This window comes from Streptomyces sp. NBC_00234 (assembly GCF_036195325.1).
In the GTDB taxonomy this organism is placed as follows: Bacteria; Actinomycetota; Actinomycetes; order Streptomycetales; family Streptomycetaceae; genus Streptomyces.
The window spans coordinates 7,044,466-7,062,686 of the sequence record NZ_CP108101.1; the positions used below are offsets into that span (position 1 = coordinate 7,044,466).

Sequence of the window (18,221 nt, forward strand, 5' to 3'; positions counted from 1 at the left end):
AACACCGTTGTCATATGCTCTGACCTGCGGAAACGTTCGCAGGTCAGAGCCGTGCGGTGATCGTGTACGAGTCAGAGGGCACGCGCTTCGGGATGGCGCAGGCACCAGCCCTCCCAGGCGGACTCGACCATGTCGCGCACCCCGCGGCGGGCGGTCCAGTCCAGTTCCTCCGACATCCGGGCGGCCGAGGCGACGGCCTTGGCCGCGTCACCGGCCCGGCGCGGCTCGACGACGGGATCCAGCGGCAGGCCGGTGACCTCGCCCACCAGATCGGCCAGCTCGCGCACCGAGACGCCTTCGCCCCGGCCCACGTTCACCGTCAGGTCTCCCGCACCGGTCCGCTCGCCGAGCTTCCGAGCGACGGCGAGGTGCGCCTCGGCGAGATCCGCGACATGGATGTAGTCGCGCACACAGGTGCCGTCCGGCGTCGGGTAGTCGTCGCCGAAGATCCGCGGGGCCTCACCGCGCGTGAGCCGGTCGAAGAACATCGGGATGACATTGAAGACACCGGTGTCCGCGAGTTCGGGCTGCGCGGCGCCCGCCACGTTGAAGTAGCGCAGACAGGCGGTCGAGAGGGAGTGCGCCCGCCCCGTCGCACGCACCAGCCACTCGCCGGTGAGCTTCGTCTCGCCGTAGGGGTTGATGGGGGCGCACGGGGTGTCCTCGGTGATGAGCTCCACATCGGGCACGCCGTAGACGGCGGCGGACGAGGAGAAGAGGAAGCGCTGCACACCGGCGGCGACGACGGCTTCGAGCAGCACGGTCAGCCCGCCCACGTTCTCGCGGTAGTAGAGCAGCGGCTGCTCCACGGACTCACCGACCTGCTTCTTCGCCGCGAGATGCACCACACCGGTCACGGAGTGCTCGGCCAGGACCCGGTCGAGCAGCTCACGGTCCGATGCCGAGCCCCGCACGAGGGGGATGTCCTCGGGCAGCCGTCCCGCCATACCCGTGGAGATGTCGTCGAGTACGACGACGCTCTCCCCGGCCGAGGCCATGGCCTTCGCCACATGCGCCCCGATGTAACCCGCTCCACCTGTAATCAGCCACGTCATGGCGCCAGCTTAGGTGGTGCCCCCACCGCGGTTTGTGGGCCGAGGTGTTGATCGACGATGATGATCGCGAACGGCGCCGGATAGTGCCCGACCGTCCCGAACGGAGCATAAACGGGCGGTGAACTCGGCCTTCCGTTCATCCGATAGCCTCAGCCGACGTGCCGCGGGCCCGCCTCCGGGCCGCACTGTCGCGCGCCGTTTCCGCCAGCGCCAAGGAGTGAGTTCGTCTGTCGACCGCCATCCTCACCGGTGCGCCGGTACCCGGATCGTCGCTCGAGGACGATCTGCGGTCCCTGGGCTTTGACGTACGGGCAGCCAACGACGCGACCGAGGCCGCCGAACTGCTCGCCGCGGTTCCCGCCGGCCGACGCGTCGCACTGGTCGACCCCCGCTTCGTCGGTCACGTCCACGCGCTGCGGCTCGGCCTGACCGACCCCCGGTTCGCCGCCGCCACCGTCCCCGGAGCACTCACCGCGCAGCCCGAGGCCCGGGCGGCACTCGTGCGCGCCCTGGACAGGACCGTGGCCGCGGTCGGCGCGGGAAGCCCCGTCGGGCCCGCGACCGCCGACCCGGACGCCGAGGACCGTACGGTCCCGGGCCGCCTCGCCGTGGCCCTGGCGGCCGAGGGCACCCCGGTGCAGCGCCCCGAGCTCGGTTCGCTCACCGCCGCCGTGCCCACCGATCCCGAAGCACGCGCCGCGGCCCGGACGGCCGTCGACGCCGTGGACGACGAGGCGGTACGGCTGCGCAGCGCGGTGAAGGCCCACGACGGCTTCGTCACCACCTTCTTCATCAGCCCGTACTCCCGCTACATCGCCCGCTGGTGCGCGCGCCGCGGGTTCACCCCGAACCAGGTCACCACCGCCTCGCTGATCACCGCTCTGATCGCGGCCGGCAGCGCGGCGACCGGCACCCGCGGCGGCTACGTCGCCGCCGGTGTGCTGCTGCTCCTCTCCTTCGTCCTGGACTGCACGGACGGGCAGCTCGCCCGCTACTCGCTGCAGTACTCGACGATGGGCGCCTGGCTGGACGCCACGTTCGACCGGGCCAAGGAGTACGCGTACTACGCGGGCCTCGCGCTCGGAGCGGCCCGGGGCGGCGACGACGTATGGGTGCTCGCGCTCGGCGCGATGGTGCTCCAGGCGTGCCGCCACATAGTCGACTTCTCGTTCAACGAGGCCAATCACGACGCGGTCTCCAACACGAGCCCAACGGCAGCGCTCTCCGACCGGCTCGACAGCGTCGGCTGGACGGTCTGGCTGCGGCGGATGATAGTGCTGCCGATCGGCGAGCGCTGGGCCATGATCGCCGTGCTGACCGCGCTGACCACCCCCCGGATCGTGTTCTACGCCCTGCTCGTCGGCTGTTCCCTGGCCGCCTGCTACACCACCGCGGGCCGTCTGCTGCGCTCGCTGACCCGCAAGGCGCGGCGCACCGACCGGGCCGCGGTGGCCCTCGCGGACCTCGCGGACTCCGGGCCGCTCGCCCGCGCCGTGGCCGCCGTGAGCCCCCGGCTGCGCGGTGGCTTCACCGCCCCGCTGGTGGCGCTCACCGGCGCGCTGGCGATGATCGCCGCCGCCCTCTTCCTGCCGTACGGCAGCTGGCTTACGGTGGCCGTGGCCGCGCTCTACGTGGTCCTTTCCGGCATCGCCGTATCGCGCCCGCTCAAGGGCGCCCTCGACTGGCTCGTACCCCCGTTCTTCCGGGCGGCGGAGTACTGCACGGTCCTCGTTCTGGCGGCCCGCAGTGACGTGCCGCACGCCGTTCCCGCGGCTTTCGGACTGGTCTCGGCCGTCGCCTACCATCACTACGACACGGTGTACCGCATTCGCGGAGGCACCGGCGCGCCGCCCCAGTGGCTGGTGCGGACGATCGGTGGACACGAGGGCCGGACCGCTGTGGTGGCCGTGTTCGCCGCCGTACTGACTCAGCACTCAGGTTTCACCACGGCTCTCACCGCGCTCGCGGTGGCCGTGGCTCTGGTGGTGCTCGTGGAGTCCATCCGCTTCTGGGTGTCCTCCTCGGCCCCCGCCGTACACGACGAAGGAGAACTCGCATGATCGGCCTCGTACTGGCAGCCGGTGCAGGACGACGTCTGCGCCCCTACACGGACACGCTTCCCAAGGCGCTCGTCCCTGTCGACGGCGACAAGACGGTCCTCGACCTCACGCTGGCCAACTTCGCCGAGGTCGGACTCACCGAGGTCGCGATCGTGGTCGGCTACCGCAAGGAAGCCGTCTACGCCCGCCAGGCGGAGCTCGAGGCGAAGTACGGCGTGACGCTCACGCTGATCGACAACGACAAGGCCGAGGAGTGGAACAACGCCTACTCCCTGTGGTGCGCGCGTGAGGTCCTGAAGCGGGGCGTCATCCTCGCCAACGGCGACACCGTGCACCCGGTCTCCGTCGAGAAGACCCTCCTGGACGCCCGCGGCAAGGGCCAGAAGATCATCCTCGCCCTCGACACGGTGAAGAACCTCGCCGACGAGGAGATGAAGGTCATCACGGAGGAGGGCAAGGGCGTCCAGCGCATCACCAAGCTGATGGACCCGGCCACCGCCACCGGCGAGTACATCGGTGTCACCCTCATCGAGCCCGAGGCCGCCGAGGAGCTCGCCGACGCGCTGAAGGTCACTTTCGAGCGCGACCCCGACCTCTACTACGAGGACGGCTACCAGGAGCTCGTGAACCGCGGCTTCCAGATCGACGTGGCCCCGATCGGCGAAGTGACGTGGGTCGAGATCGACAACCACGACGACCTCGCGAAGGGCCGTGAGATCGCGTGCCAGTACTGACCCGGCTCATTCCGTCCCCGGTCGTCGTCGACATCAGGCGCGGCGCCATGGACGATCTGGCGGGTCTCCTGGCGGACCAGCGGATCTCCAACTCGGGCAAGCTCGCGATCGCGATCAGCGACGGCTCGGGACGCGCCCTGCGCGAGAGGCTCGCCCCGCTGCTCCCGGGTGCCGACTGGTATCCGGTGACCGACGGCACGATCGACTCGGCGGTGAAACTCGCCGACGGCATCAAGGGCAACCGGTACGACGCCGTCGTCGGCCTAGGCGGCGGGAAGATCATCGACGTGGCGAAGTACGCCGCGGCGCGCGTCGGCCTGCCGCTGGTCGCGGTCGCGACGAACCTGTCGCACGACGGGCTCTGCTCGCCGGTCGCCACCCTCGACAACGACAACGGGCGCGGCTCCTACGGAGTCCCCACCCCGATCGCCGTGGTCATCGACCTCGACATCATCCGTGAGGCACCCGCCCGGTACGTACGTTCCGGCATCGGCGACGCGATCTCGAACATCTCCTGCGTCGCCGACTGGGAACTCGCCCACGAGGTCAACGGCGAGGAGATCGACGGTCTCGCCGCGGCCATGGCGCGACAGGCCGGCGAGGCCGTGCTGCGCCACCCCGGCGGTGTCGGCGACGACGCCTTCCTCAAGGTGCTGGCCGAGGGTCTCGTCCTGACGGGCATCTCCATGTCGGTCGCCGGGGACTCCCGGCCGGCCTCCGGTGCCTGCCACGAGATCAACCACGCCTTCGACCTGCTGTATCCCCAGCGGGCGGCCAGCCACGGCGAGCAGGTCGGCCTCGGCGCCTGCTTCGCCATGCACCTGCGCGGAGCACACGAGGAATCGCTGCTGATGGCGGAGATACTGCGACGCCACGGCCTGCCGGTGCTGCCCGAGGAGATCGGCTTCACGGTCGACGAGTTCGTGACCGCCGTCGACTACGCGCCGCAGACGCGGCCCGGACGCTTCACGATCCTGGAACACCTCAACCTGTCCACCGACCAGATCAAGGACGCATACGCCGACTATGCAAAAGCCATCGGTAGCTGAGCTCCGGCCGGTCGTTCACCCCCCGGGTGTGAAGGACCGCAGGAGCGGCGAGCACTGGGCCGGCCGGCTCTACATGCGCGAGGTCTCCCTCCGCATCGACCGGCACCTGGTGAACACACGGGTCACGCCCAACCAAGTGACCTACGTGATGACCGTCGCGGGTGCCCTCGCCGCCCCGGCACTCCTCGTGCCGGGCATCGCGGGCGCCCTGCTCGGCGTGCTGATGGTCCAGCTCTATCTGCTGCTCGACTGCGTCGACGGCGAGATCGCCCGCTGGAGGAAGCAGTACTCGCTCGCCGGTGTCTATCTGGACCGGGTCGCCGCCTACCTCTGCGACGCCGCGGTCCTGGTCGGCTTCGGCCTGCGCGCCTCCGACCTCTGGGGCGAGGGGCGGATCGACTGGCTGTGGGCCTTCCTCGGCACCCTGGCCGCACTCGGCGCGATCCTGATCAAGGCGGAGACCGACCTCGTCGGCGTCGCCCGTCACCAGGGCGGCATGCCCCCGGTGAAGGAGTCGGCCTCCGAGCCCCGCTCGTCCGGCATGGCGCTGGCCCGCAAGGCCGCCGCCGCGCTGAAGTTCCACCGGCTGGTCCTCGGGGTCGAGGCGTCCCTGCTGATCCTGGCCGCGGCGATCGCGGACAGCATCAGGGGCGACCTGTTCTTCTCGCGGCTCGGCGTCGCCGTCCTGGCGGGGATCGCCCTTCTGCAGACCGTGCTCCACCTGGTGTCGGTCCTCGCTTCGAGCAGGCTGAAGTGAGTTCTCCCATGAAACTCGGCGCAGTCGTCATCACCATGGGGAACCGGCCCGCCGAGTTGCGTGCCCTCCTCGATTCGGTCGCCCAGCAGGACGGCGATCGGATCGAGGTGGTCGTCGTCGGCAACGGCGCCCCCGTCCCGGACGTGCCCGCAGGCGTACGGACGGTGGAGCTGCCCGAGAATCTGGGAATCCCCGGTGGCCGCAATGTCGGCATCGAGGCGTTCGGCCCGTCCGGCGCCGATGTCGACGCCCTGCTCTTCCTCGACGACGACGGGCTCCTCCCGAACACCGACACCGCCGAGCTCTGCCGGCAGGCGTTCGGCGTGGACGAGAAGCTGGGCATCATCACCTTCCGTATCGCCGACCCGGACACCGGAGTCACCCAGCGCCGGCACGTGCCCAGGCTCCGGGCCTCCGACCCGATGCGCTCGTCCCGGGTGACGACCTTCCTCGGCGGCGCCAACGCCGTACGCACGCAGGTCCTCGCCGAGGTCGGCGGGCTGCCGGACGACTTCTTCTACGCCCACGAGGAGACCGATCTGGCCTGGCGGGCGCTCAACGCCGGCTGGATGATCGACTACCGCGCGGACATGGTGCTCAACCACCCGACCACCGCTCCTTCGCGGCACGCCGTCTACCACCGTATGGTTGCCCGGAACAGGGTCTGGCTCGCACGTCGCAACCTTCCCGCGCCCCTGGTTCCCGTCTACGTCGGTGTCTGGCTGCTGCTGACCCTGGTCCGCAGGCCGTCCGGCCCCGCGCTCAAGGCATGGTTCGGTGGTTTCCGGGAAGGCTGGGCAACGCCCTGCGGACCTCGACGTCCGATGAAGTGGCGTACGGTGTGGCGGCTGACCAGACTGGGCCGCCCTCCCGTGATCTGAGAGGCTCGCCTCTGAGAGCATGAGGCGTATTTTCTTTCCGGGACCTGTCCGCCTGAGCCGCGCCCGCGACTGGCTGCGCATCTTGAAGACGAGAGTTTCAACTTGTGAGTGACACAACCCATGACGGCTCGGTCGCGCTGAGCGACCTGCCGTCCGCCGACAAGGGCCTCAGCGCGGCCCAGGTGGCCGACAAGTACGGCCTCACGGTGAGCGGCGCCCGGCCGGGGCTGACCCAGTACATCCGGCAGCTCTGGGGCCGGCGCCACTTCATCATGGCGTTCTCCCGGGCGAAGCTGACGGCTCAGTACAGCCAGGCCAAACTCGGCCAGCTGTGGCAGGTGGCGACACCGCTGCTGAACGCCCTGGTCTACTACCTGATCTTCGGGCTGATCCTGGGGACCCGGAAGGGGATGACCCAGGAGGTCTTCATCCCGTTCCTGGTGACCGGCGTCTTCGTGTTCACCTTCACGCAGAGCTCGGTCATGGCGGGAGTCCGCTCGATCTCCGGCAATCTCGGGCTGGTCCGGGCGCTGCACTTCCCCCGTGCCTCGCTGCCCATCTCCTTCTCGCTCCAGCAGCTCCAGCAGCTGATGTTCTCGATGATCGTGCTGGTGGCCGTGGCCGTGGGCTTCGGCAGCTATCCGTCGCTCTCCTGGCTGCTGGTCGTGCCCGCGCTCGTCATGCAGTTCTTCTTCAACACGGGGCTGGCGCTCGCCATGGCCAGGCTGGGCAGCAAGACGCCCGACCTGGCGCAGCTGATGCCGTTCGTGATGCGGACCTGGATGTACGCGTCGGGTGTCATGTTCTCCATCCCGGTGATGCTCGCGGACAAGCCGCAATGGATCGCCGACGTGCTGCAGTACAACCCGGCTGCCATCTACATGGACCTGGTGCGCTTCGCGCTCATCGACGGGTACGGCTCCGAGAACCTGCCGCAGCACGTCTGGGCCGTCGGGCTCGCCTGGGCGCTCTTCGTGGGCATCGCGGGCTTCGTGTACTTCTGGAAGGCAGAGGAACGGTACGGCCGTGGCTGAGGACAAGATCCAGGGGAAGATTCCCACCGTCATCGCCGACGACGTGCACATCGTGTACCGCGTCAACGGTGCCGGCGGAGGCAGGGGAAGCGCCACCGCGGCACTGAGCCGGATAGTGCGCCGCGGCAAGGGCGAGTCGCGCGGTGTCCGCACGGTGCACGCCGTGCGTGGTGTCACCTTCACCGCGTACCGGGGCGAGGCCATCGGCCTCATCGGAACCAACGGCTCCGGCAAGTCGACGCTGCTCCGGGCCATCGCCGGGCTTCTGCCGACCGAGCACGGCAAGGTGTACACGGACGGTCAGCCCTCGCTGCTCGGTGTGAACGCCGCGCTCATGAGCGATCTGACCGGTGAGCGCAACGTCGTCCTCGGTGGCCTGGCCATGGGGATGAGCCGCGAGGAGATCCGCTCGCGCTACGACGAGATCGTCGAGTTCTCGGGCATCAACGAGAAGGGCGACTTCATCACGCTGCCGATGCGGACGTACTCCTCGGGTATGGCCGCCCGGCTGCGCTTCTCGATCGCCGCCGCCAAGAACCACGACGTACTCATGATCGACGAGGCGCTGGCCACCGGTGACCGCAAGTTCCGCATCCGCTCCGAGGAGCGGATCCGCGAGCTCCGCAAGGAGGCGGGCACCGTCTTCCTGGTCAGTCACAACAACAAGTCGATCAGGGACACCTGCGACCGCGTGCTGTGGCTGGAGAAGGGTGAGCTCCTGATGGACGGGCCCACCGAAGAGGTCCTCAAGGCGTACGAGCGGGAGACCAGCAAGTAGTCGCCTCCGTTCCTGTGGCCTCCGCCCGAGCACGCCCGGGCGGAGGCCACAGCGGTGTACGGACCGGTCCCCTTCCGGCGGAAGGCATCAATTCCCTTGGTACAGGGGAAAGTTGGCCGAGATTGGCGCATTGTTGTAACGCGCGCAATACCCCGCCGGGGACGTGTGAGCTGTACAACGTAAGCTGTACCGGTGCTGATTCGTGGCAAGTGGGGCGATACGCCCCAGGGTGAGCGCCCCTGCTGCTCCACTGCACTGGGGAGAGCGAGCGGCGTGTCCGAAAAGGGATGTTTTGGGTCAGCAGTGTAGAACGGGAGATGTGACGGCAATGACGGTAAATCTCCAGCTCCGACGTGGTCTCGCCGTCCCCGCGCCGGGCGGTACGCAGTGACCCGTACCCCTCAGGCACGCCCCGACGCGGCGGTCACCGGCACGCTCGACAAGGCCGCGGACGAGAACTTCCCCGTGGCTCCTTTCTTCCTGCCCCGCGCCTGGCGCGACGACCTGATGGCCGTCTACGGATTCGCCCGCCTCGTCGACGACATCGGTGACGGCGACCTCGCCCCCGGTGGCGCCGACGCCCGCCATCTCGGCCTGGACCCGGCCGCGGCCGACGACCGGCTCGCCATGCTCGACGCCTTCGAGGCCGACCTGCACCGGGTCTTCGCGACCACGGGCGACGGTCCGCGTCACCCCCTGCTGCGTGCACTGCGCCCCACCGTGCGGCGCTGCGCGCTCACCCCCGAGCCGTTCCTCGGACTCGTCGAGGCTAACCGGCAGGACCAGAAGATCCGCCGCTACGGGACCTACGGGGAACTCCTCGCCTACTGCGAGCTCTCCGCCAACCCGGTCGGCCGCCTGGTCCTCCAGATCACCGGCACCGCCAGCCCCGAACGGATCCGGCGCTCCGACGCGATCTGCACGGCCCTGCAGATCGTCGAGCACCTCCAGGACGTCACCGAGGACCTCGGACGCGACCGGATCTATCTGCCGGCCGAGGACATGGCCCGGTTCCATGTCGGCGAATCCGACCTGGCAGCCCCCTCAGGGGGCGCGTCGGTGCGCAGCCTCGTGGCCTACGAGGCCGAACGCGCGCGTGACCTGTTGAATGAAGGCACCCCGCTGGTGGGTAGCGTCCACGGCAGACTCAAGCTGCTGCTCGCCGGATTCGTCGCCGGAGGGCGAGCCGCCCTCACCGCGATCGGAGCCGCCGGGTTCGACGTACTGCCCGGACCGCCCAGACCCACGACGCCCAGCTTGCTGCGCGAAGTGGGAGTTGTCTTGCGAAGAGCGCGTAGAGAGGGATGAGCCGGACCGTGGAGGGACAGACGACGTACATGTCGGCACCGGTACAGGCCGCATACAGTTACTGCGAGGCCGTCACCGGACAGCAGGCCCGTAACTTCGCGTACGGCATCAGGCTGTTGCCGTACGAGAAGCGGCAGGCCATGTCGGCGCTGTACGCCTTCTCCCGTCGGGTCGACGACATCGGCGACGGTGAGCTGGCCCCGGAGATCAAGCGGACCCGGCTGGAAAGCACCCGGGACCTGCTCGACCGGATCAGGAACGGTGCGGTCGACGAGGACGACACCGACCCGGTGGCCGTCGCGCTCGCCGACACCGCCCGGCGCTTCCCCCTGCCGCTCGGCGGGCTCGACGAGCTCATCGACGGCGTGCTGATGGACGTCCGCGGCGCGACGTACGAGACCTGGGACGACCTCAAGACGTACTGCCGGTGTGTCGCGGGCGCCATCGGACGGCTCAGCCTGGGCGTTTTCGGTACGGAACCGGGCGCACCCGGCGCCGAGCGCGCCGCCGACTACGCCGACACCCTCGGCCTCGCCCTCCAGCTCACCAACATCCTGCGCGACGTCCGGGAGGACGCCGCCAACGGGCGGACGTATCTGCCGGCCGACGACCTGGCCAAATTCGGCTGCTCCGCCGGATTCCACCGGGCCACCCCGCCGCCCGGCTCCGACTTCGCGGGCCTGGTGCACTTCGAGGTACGGCGCGCCCGGACGCTGTTCGCCGAGGGCTACCGGCTGCTGCCGATGCTCGACCGCCGCAGCGGAGCGTGCGTGGCCGCGATGGCCGGTATCTACCGCCGCCTCCTCGACCGGATCGAGCGCGACCCCGAGGCCGTGCTGCGTGGCCGGGTCTCGCTGCCGGGACACGAGAAGGCGTACGTGGCGGTGCGCGGCCTGTCCGGCCTCGACGCGCGCCACATCTCGCGCCTCACGACGAGGGGACGGGGCTGATGCGCACCACGGACAGTCACCACGCCCCTGCGCGACGCCACCCCGCGTCGGCCGGCCCTCCGGGGTCCCGGGCAACCCTCCGGTGGCCTGACGCGTCCCTGACTGCGACGATCTGGATGGCGGAGAACCAGCGAGAGGGGGACGCATGAGCGACGAGAGCCTGCGCTCCTCCCGTGCGGTGGTCGTCGGCGGCGGCCTCGCCGGGATCACGACCGCCCTGCGTCTCGCGGACGCCGGGGTTGACGTGACCCTGCTCGAAGGGCGGCCCCGGCTGGGCGGCCTCGCCTTCTCCTTCCGCCGCGGCGAGCTCAGCGTCGACAACGGCCAGCACGTCTACCTGCGCTGCTGCACGGGCTACCGGTGGTTCCTCGACCGGATCGACGGTGCCCACCTCGCCCCGCTCCAGGACCGCCTCGACGTACCCGTGCTCGACGTCGGGCGCGCCGCCGGGCCACGCCTCGGCAGGCTGCGCCGCACCGGCCTCCCCGTGCCCCTGCACCTCGCGCCTGGCCTCGCCGCCTATCCGCACCTCTCGCTGGCCGAAAAGGCGAGCGTCGGACGGGCCGCACTCGCGCTCGGCCGCCTCGACCCGGCCGACCCCGCGCTCGACGGCATCGACTTCGCGACCTGGCTCGGCCGGCACGGGCAGTCGCCGCGCACCATCGAGGCCCTGTGGGACCTCGTCGGGGTGGCCACGCTCAACGCCACCGCGGCGAACGCCTCCATGGCCCTGGCCGCCATGGTCTTCAAGACGGGGCTGCTGTCCGAGCCCGGTGCCGCGGACATCGGCTGGGCGGCCGTGCCGCTCGGGGAGCTCCACGACACCCTCGCCCGCAAGGCCCTGGACTCGGCCGGCGTACGGACCGAGCTGCGGACCCGGGTCGGTTCCCTGTCCCGTACCGAGGACGGCCGCTGGGCCGTCGAGACGGACAGTGAGCGGATCGAGGCGGAGACCGTCGTCCTCGCCGTCCCGCAGGACGAGACCCACGGGCTGCTGCCCGAAGGCGCGCTGCACGACCCGGACCGGCTCCTCGACATCGGCACCGCGCCCATTCTGAACGTGCACGTCGTCTACGACCGCAAGGTGCTGCGCAGGCCCTTCTTCGCCGCACTCGGCTCGCCCGTGCAGTGGGTCTTCGACCGCACCGAATCCTCCGGGCTCCAGGGTCCGGGACAGTACCTCGCGGTCTCCCAGTCGGCGGCCCAGGACGAGATCGACCTGCCCGTGGCCGAGCTGCGCAGGCGCTATCTGCCCGAGCTGGAGCGGCTTCTTCCGGCCGCCCGCGGGGCAGGCGTCCGCGACTTCTTCGTCACCCGGGAGCGCACCGCGACGTTCGCGCCCGCACCCGGAGTCGGCCGGCTCCGGCCGGGCACCCGTACCCGCGCACCCGGCCTCCACCTGGCGGGCGCGTGGACCGCAACCGGCTGGCCCGCGACGATGGAGGGCGCGGTGCGCAGCGGTATGAGCGCTGCCGACGCCGCGCTCGGCGCTCTCGGCCGCCCCCATGAACATCCGCTGCAGGAGGCGGCATGAGCTGTACCACCGGAACAAGAGGAGAGTCAGTGACCCCGGCGAATCCGGCTTTCGACACCGTGGCAGACACCGCGGACGTCATCGCGCTTCTGGAGCGCGGACGGGCCATGTCCACGCCGGTGCTGCGGGCTGCCGTGGACCGGCTCGCGCCGCCCATGGACACCGTCGCCGCCTACCACTTCGGCTGGATCGACGCCCAGGGCCGGCCCGCCGACGGCGACGGGGGCAAGGCGGTACGCCCCGCCCTCGCCCTGCTGTCCGCCGAGGTGGCGGGTGCCCCGGCCGAGGCCGGGCTCCCCGGCGCCGTGGCCGTCGAGCTCGTACACAACTTCTCGCTGCTGCACGACGACCTGATGGACGGTGACGAGCAGCGCCGCCACCGGGACACGGTGTGGAAGGTGCACGGACCGGCGCAGGCGATCCTCGTCGGCGACGCGCTCTTCGCGCTCGCCAACGAGATCCTGCTGGAGCTCGGCACCGTCGAGGCGGGCCGGGCGGCCCGCCGGCTGACCACGGCCACGCGCAAGCTGATCGACGGCCAGGCCCAGGACATCTCGTACGAACACCGCGAGCGGGTCACCGTCGAGGAGTGCCTGGAGATGGAGGGCAACAAGACGGGCGCCCTGCTCGCCTGCGCCGTCTCCATCGGCGCCGTGCTCGGCGGGGCGGACGACCGCACCGCCGACACCCTGGAGGCGTACGGCTACCACCTCGGCCTCGCCTTCCAGGCCGTCGACGACCTGCTCGGCATCTGGGGCGACCCGGAGGCCACCGGCAAGCAGACCTGGAGCGATCTGCGCCAGCGCAAGAAGTCGCTGCCGGTCGTCGCCGCGCTCGCCGCGGGCGGACCCGCCTCGGAGCGCCTCGGCGAACTGCTGGCCGCCGATGCGAAGAGCGCCGACTTCGACAGCTTCTCCGAAGAGGAGTTCGCCGTCCGTGCGGCGCTCATCGAGGAGGCGGGCGGCCGGGAATGGACCGCCCAGGAAGCACGCAGGCAGCACGCGGTCGCCATCGAGGCGCTGCACGGTGTGGACATGCCCGAAGAGGTGCGGGCCCAGCTCACCGCGCTCGCCGATTTCGTCGTCGTACGAAAGAGATGATGACCATCCGCTCCATATGACTCGCAGTCGCCGGCCGGCGCCCTCACCGGGTGCCGGCCGACGGAGACCCCAGCACAGCAGAGGACCAACTGCACGAAGGGGAAGCCATGACAGCGACGACCGACGGAAGCACCGGAGCCGCGAACCTCCGCGCAGCCTCGGCCAGCGAACCGACCGACACAACCATCGCCGCGGACGACGTTCTCGCCGCCGCGCGGCGGGCCGCGGAACGCTCGGTGGAGCATCTCCTCGGCAGGCAGGACGAGCAGGGCTGGTGGAAGGGGGACCTCGCCACCAACGTCACCATGGACGCAGAGGACCTGCTGCTGCGCCAGTTTCTCGGGATCCAGGATCCCGCCACCGTCGAGGCGACCGCCCGCTTCATCCGGGGCGAGCAGCTCGGCGACGGCACCTGGGCGACCTTCTACGAGGGGCCGGGCGACCTCTCCGCCACCATCGAGGCGTACGTGGCGCTCCGGCTGGCCGGAGACAGCCCGCAGGATCCGCACATGGCCCGGGCGGCCCGCTGGGTCCGGGAACAGGGCGGCATCGCCGCCGCCCGTGTCTTCACCAGGATCTGGCTCGCCCTCTTCGGCTGGTGGAAGTGGGACGACCTGCCCGAGCTGCCACCCGAGTTGATGTTCTTTCCCAAATGGGTTCCGCTCAACATCTATGACTTCGGCTGCTGGGCCCGCCAGACCATCGTTCCGCTCACCGTCGTCTCGGCCAAGCGGCCGGTACGGCCCGCCCCGTTCGCCCTCGACGAGCTGCACACCGATCCCGCCTGCCCGAACCCGCCCAAGCGCATGGCGCCGACGGCGAGTTGGGACGGGATCTTCCAGCGGCTCGACAAGGCGATGCACGTCTACCACCGGGTCGCCCCCCGTCGGCTGCGGCGCATCGCCATGAACGCCGCGGCCCGGTGGATCATCGAGCGTCAGGAGAACGACGGCTGCTGGGGCGGAATCCAGCCGCCCGCCGTGTACTCCGTGATCGCCCTGCATCTGCTCGGCTACGACCTCGACCACCCGGTCATGCGGGCCGGACTGGCCTCGCTCGACCGCTTCGCCGTCCGGCGCGAGGACGGCGCCCGCATGATCGAGGCGTGCCAGTCCCCGGTCTGGGACACCTGTCTCGCGACCATCGCGCTCGCCGACGCCGGGCTCCGCCCCGACCACCCGGCTCTGGTGAAGGCCGCCGACTGGATGCTCGGCGAAGAGATCGGCAGGCCCGGCGACTGGTCGGTACGCAAACCCGAACTCGCCCCGGGTGGCTGGGCGTTCGAGTTCCACAACGACAACTACCCCGATATCGACGACACCGCGGAGGTGGTCCTGGCGCTGCGCCGGGTCCGCCACCCCGACCCCGTACGGCTCGAAGCCGCCATCGAGCGGGGCGTGCGCTGGAACCTGGGCATGCAGTCCCGCAACGGTGCCTGGGGAGCCTTCGACGCGGACAACACCAGTCCGTTCCCCAACCGGCTGCCGTTCTGCGACTTCGGCGAGGTCATCGACCCGCCGTCCGCCGACGTCACCGGGCACGTGGTGGAGATGCTCGCCGTCGAGGGCAGGTCCCACCACCCCCGTACCCGGCGGGGCATCGAGTGGCTGCTCGCCGAACAGGAGGCGAGCGGGGCGTGGTTCGGGCGGTGGGGCGTCAACTACATCTACGGAACGGGGTCCGTGGTGCCCGCACTGGTCGCCGCGGGACTGCCCGCGGGGCATCCGTCGATCCGCCGCGCCGTTGGCTGGCTGGAGTCCGTCCAGAACGACGACGGCGGCTGGGGCGAGGACCTGCGCTCCTACCAGGAGGAGAAGTGGATCGGTCACGGCGCCTCGACCGCGTCCCAGACCGCCTGGGCGCTCCTCGCGCTCCTGGCCGCCGGAGAGCGTGACGGCAGGTCCGTGGAGCGAGGTGTGACCTGGCTGGCCGAGGCCCAGCAGCCGGACGGCTCCTGGGACGAGCCGTACTTCACCGGAACCGGGTTCCCCTGGGACTTCTCCATCAATTACCACCTGTACCGGCAGGTCTTCCCGCTCACCGCGCTCGGCAGGTACGTGTACGGCGACCCGTTCGCCGACCGCGCCCCCCTCCGTAAGGGGGCCTGATGGGCCATGCGCAGGGGCCGTCCGGCGCCGCGATCCCGCTCCTGATCGCCTGCGCGCTCTCCATCGAGCACCTCGCGCTGCGCAGTGGCAGGGCCGGCGGGGCTCCCGGCCCGGTGAGCGTCGTCAGGACCGGGATGGGCCCCAGGGCGGCCGAGGCGGCCGTCGGGCGCGCGCTGGGCCGCGAGCGGACCGCCGACGCCGCCGTCATCGCCTCGGGCTTCTGTGCGGGCCTGGCCCCCGGCATGCACCCCGGGGACCTGGTGGTGGCCGAGGAGACCAGGGACGCCGCAGGCGCGTCCCTCTGTACCGGCTCGGGCGTCCTCGTCGACGCCCTGGCCAGGGCGGTGCCCGGGCGCACCGTCCACACCGGTCCGCTGACCGGTTCGGACCATGTCGTACGCGGCTCCGAGCGGGCCGAGCTGCGGGCCACCGGGGCCATCGCGGTGGACATGGAGTCCGCCGCCACGCTGCGTACCGCCCTGCGGGAGGGGCCGCGCCCGGTTGCGGCCGTACGGGTGGTCGTGGACGCTCCAGAGCATGAGCTCGTCCGTATCGGCACGGTTCGCGGTGGAATATCGGCTTTCCGCGTTCTTCGTGCTGTCCTGCCGGCTTTCTATGAATGGCACCGTTCTTTGCTGCTCCCCAGGAGGTGAGCCCAGATGGCCATGCCGCTCCGTCAGTCCATCAAGGTTGCGACGTATCTCATCGAACAAAAGCTCCGCAAGCGGGAGAAGTTCCCGCTGATCGTCGAGCTGGAGCCCCTGTTCGCCTGCAATCTGGCGTGCGAGGGCTGTGGGAAGATCCAGCACCCGGCAGGTGTGCTCAAGCAGCGCATGCCGGTGGCCCAGGCCGTCGGGGCGGTGCTCGAATCGGGTGCCCCGATGGTGTCCATCGCCGGCGGTGAGCCGCTGATGCACCCTCAGATCGACGAGATCGTGCGTCAGTTGGTGGCCAGGAAGAAGTACGTCTTCCTCTGCACCAACGCGATGCTGATGCGCAAGAAGCTCGACAAGTTCACGCCGTCGCCGTACTTCGCCTTCGCCGTGCACATCGACGGACTGCGCGAGCGGCACGACGAGTCCGTCGCCAAGGAAGGGGTCTTCGACGAGGCGGTGGCGGCGATGAAGGAAGCCAAGCGCCGCGGCTTCCGGGTCACCACCAACTCCACCTTCTTCAACACGGACACCCCCCAGACCATCATCGAGGTCCTCAACTACCTCAATGACGATCTGAAGGTCGACGAGATGATGATCTCGCCCGCCTACGCCTACGAGAAGGCCCCCGACCAGGAGCACTTCCTCGGGGTCGAGCAGACCCGGGAACTGTTCAAGAAGGCTTTCGCGGGCGGCAACCGGGCCCGCTGGCGCCTCAACCACTCGCCGCTCTTCCTGGACTTCCTGGAAGGCAAGGCCGACTTCCCGTGCACGGCGTGGGCGATCCCCAACTACTCGCTCTTCGGCTGGCAGCGCCCCTGCTATCTGATGAGCGACGGGTACGTACCGACGTACCGGGAGCTCGTCGACGACACCGACTGGGACAAGTACGGACGGGGCAAGGACCCGCGATGCGCGAACTGCATGGCGCACTGCGGGTACGAGCCGACCGCCGTCCTCGCGACGATGGGCTCGCTGAAGGAGTCCCTGCGTGCCGCACGGGAGACCATCGGCGGGAACAGGTGAGGCCATGACCTCCGGAGAACCGGTCGCACTGGGTCTCCCCGGGCTGCCGGCCCGGCCGCTCGCGATGCGCCGCCACTCGCGGCGTATCCAGGTCGGGTCGGTCGCGGTCGGCGGTGACGCACCTGTGTCGGTGCAGTCGATGACGACGACGCGTACGTCGGACATCGGGGCGACGTTGCAGCAGATCGCGGAGCTGACGGCTTCGGGCTGTCAGATCGTGCGGGTGGCGTGTCCGACGCAGGACGATGCGGACGCGTTGTCGACGATCGCGCGGAAGTCGCAGATCCCGGTGATCGCGGATATCCACTTCCAGCCGAAGTACGTGTTCGCGGCGATCGACGCGGGCTGTGCGGCGGTGCGGGTGAATCCGGGGAACATCAAGCAGTTCGACGACAAGGTCAAGGAGATCGCGCACGCCGCGAAGGATGCGGGTACGCCGATCCGGATCGGTGTGAACGCGGGTTCGCTGGACGCGCGGCTGCTGAAGAAGTACGGGAAGGCGACGCCGGAGGCTCTGGTGGAGTCGGCGTTGTGGGAGGCGTCGCTCTTCGAGGAGCACGGCTTCGGTGACATCAAGATCTCGGTGAAGCACAACGACCCGGTCGTGATGGTGAACGCCTACCGTCAGCTGGCTGCGCAGAGCGATTACCCGTTGCACCTGGGTGTGACGGAGGCGGGTCCGGCGTTCCAGGGGACGATCAAGTCGGCGGTGGCGTTCGGTGCGCTGTTGTCGGAGGGGATCGGGGACACGATCCGGGTCTCGCTGTCGGCTCCGCCGGCGGAGGAGGTCAAGGTCGGTCTGCAGATCCTCGAGGCGTTGAATCTGAAGCAGCGGCGGCTGGAGATCGTGTCGTGTCCGTCGTGCGGGCGGGCGCAGGTGGATGTGTACAAGCTGGCCGACCAGGTGAGTGCGGGTCTGGAGGGCATGGAGGTTCCGCTGCGGGTCGCGGTGATGGGCTGTGTCGTCAACGGTCCGGGTGAGGCCCGTGAGGCGGACCTGGGTGTGGCGTCCGGCAACGGCAAGGGCCAGATCTTCGTGAAGGGCGAGGTCATCAAGACCGTCCCGGAATCCAAGATCGTCGAGACCCTCATCGAAGAAGCCATGAAGATCGCCGACGGTATGGAGGAGGCAGGGATCCCGTCAGGGATTCCGGCCGTGACCGTGAGCTGAAAACCGGACCAGAGAGGGGCCCG

Annotated in this window: 16 protein-coding genes; 15 read left to right on the plus strand and 1 reads right to left on the minus strand. The window is 70.0% G+C overall.

Going from position 1 to position 18,221, the window contains the following annotated elements:
* Window positions 1-71 precede the first annotated feature (71 nt).
* Window positions 72-1,055: a UDP-glucose 4-epimerase GalE gene (galE, locus tag OG230_RS30900; protein ID WP_328907028.1), complete on the minus strand. Its 984-nt coding sequence runs from the start codon at window positions 1,053-1,055 to the stop codon at window positions 72-74.
* Between the two features lie 284 nt (window positions 1,056-1,339).
* Here galE and OG230_RS30905 point away from each other — a divergent pair, with 284 nt between their 5' ends.
* The 15 genes from OG230_RS30905 (at window position 1,340) to ispG (ending at window position 18,198) form a co-directional block, all read left to right on the plus strand.
* The gene (locus OG230_RS30905; RefSeq protein WP_328911593.1) at window positions 1,340-3,115 is read left to right on the plus strand and encodes a DUF5941 domain-containing protein; all 1,776 of its coding nucleotides are present in this window, start codon (window positions 1,340-1,342) and stop codon (window positions 3,113-3,115) included.
* A complete protein-coding gene (locus OG230_RS30910; RefSeq protein WP_328907029.1) occupies window positions 3,112-3,849 on the plus strand; it encodes a phosphocholine cytidylyltransferase family protein in 738 nt (245 codons plus the stop codon). Before OG230_RS30905 ends, OG230_RS30910 begins: the two co-directional genes overlap by 4 nt.
* Window positions 3,837-4,898, plus strand: coding sequence for an iron-containing alcohol dehydrogenase family protein (locus tag OG230_RS30915; RefSeq protein WP_328907030.1), 1,062 nt, complete (start codon window positions 3,837-3,839; stop codon window positions 4,896-4,898). The genes OG230_RS30910 and OG230_RS30915 overlap by 13 nt, the downstream gene beginning before the upstream one ends.
* Window positions 4,876-5,655, plus strand: a complete 780-nt coding sequence (locus OG230_RS30920; protein WP_328907031.1) for a CDP-alcohol phosphatidyltransferase family protein — start codon at window positions 4,876-4,878, stop codon at window positions 5,653-5,655. Before OG230_RS30915 ends, OG230_RS30920 begins: the two co-directional genes overlap by 23 nt.
* 8 nt (window positions 5,656-5,663) lie before the next feature.
* Window positions 5,664-6,536 carry a glycosyltransferase family 2 protein gene (locus tag OG230_RS30925; protein WP_443051419.1) on the plus strand — a complete coding sequence of 291 codons (873 nt, stop codon included), beginning with the start codon at window positions 5,664-5,666 and terminating at the stop codon, window positions 6,534-6,536.
* 104 nt (window positions 6,537-6,640) lie between these two features.
* Window positions 6,641-7,570 (plus strand): ABC transporter permease, encoded by a 930-nt coding sequence (locus OG230_RS30930; RefSeq protein ID WP_328907033.1) that lies wholly within the window; start codon window positions 6,641-6,643, stop codon window positions 7,568-7,570.
* A complete protein-coding gene (locus tag OG230_RS30935) occupies window positions 7,563-8,348 on the plus strand; it encodes an ABC transporter ATP-binding protein (protein WP_328907034.1) in 786 nt (261 codons plus the stop codon). The genes OG230_RS30930 and OG230_RS30935 overlap by 8 nt, the downstream gene beginning before the upstream one ends.
* A gap of 387 nt (window positions 8,349-8,735) precedes the next feature.
* Entirely contained in the window at window positions 8,736-9,656 is a 921-nt protein-coding gene (gene hpnC, locus OG230_RS30940) for a squalene synthase HpnC (RefSeq protein WP_328907035.1), read from the plus strand.
* Entirely contained in the window at window positions 9,653-10,606 is a 954-nt protein-coding gene (hpnD, locus tag OG230_RS30945; protein WP_328907036.1) for a presqualene diphosphate synthase HpnD, read from the plus strand. Before hpnC ends, hpnD begins: the two co-directional genes overlap by 4 nt.
* 145 nt (window positions 10,607-10,751) lie before the next feature.
* Window positions 10,752-12,140: a hydroxysqualene dehydroxylase HpnE gene (hpnE, locus tag OG230_RS30950; protein ID WP_328907037.1), complete on the plus strand. Its 1,389-nt coding sequence runs from the start codon at window positions 10,752-10,754 to the stop codon at window positions 12,138-12,140.
* Window positions 12,137-13,240 carry a polyprenyl synthetase family protein gene (locus OG230_RS30955; RefSeq protein WP_328907038.1) on the plus strand — a complete coding sequence of 368 codons (1,104 nt, stop codon included), beginning with the start codon at window positions 12,137-12,139 and terminating at the stop codon, window positions 13,238-13,240. Before hpnE ends, OG230_RS30955 begins: the two co-directional genes overlap by 4 nt.
* 107 nt (window positions 13,241-13,347) lie before the next feature.
* Window positions 13,348-15,348 (plus strand): squalene--hopene cyclase, encoded by a 2,001-nt coding sequence (gene shc, locus OG230_RS30960; RefSeq protein WP_328907039.1) that lies wholly within the window; start codon window positions 13,348-13,350, stop codon window positions 15,346-15,348.
* Window positions 15,348-16,001, plus strand: coding sequence for a phosphorylase family protein (locus OG230_RS30965; RefSeq protein ID WP_328907040.1), 654 nt, complete (start codon window positions 15,348-15,350; stop codon window positions 15,999-16,001). The genes shc and OG230_RS30965 overlap by 1 nt, the downstream gene beginning before the upstream one ends.
* 6 nt (window positions 16,002-16,007) lie before the next feature.
* Entirely contained in the window at window positions 16,008-17,027 is a 1,020-nt protein-coding gene (gene hpnH, locus OG230_RS30970) for an adenosyl-hopene transferase HpnH (protein ID WP_328907041.1), read from the plus strand.
* Window positions 17,028-17,031: 4 nt separating this feature from the next.
* Window positions 17,032-18,198: a flavodoxin-dependent (E)-4-hydroxy-3-methylbut-2-enyl-diphosphate synthase gene (gene ispG / locus OG230_RS30975; protein WP_328907042.1), complete on the plus strand. Its 1,167-nt coding sequence runs from the start codon at window positions 17,032-17,034 to the stop codon at window positions 18,196-18,198.
* The last annotated feature ends 23 nt before the right edge of the window (window positions 18,199-18,221 follow it).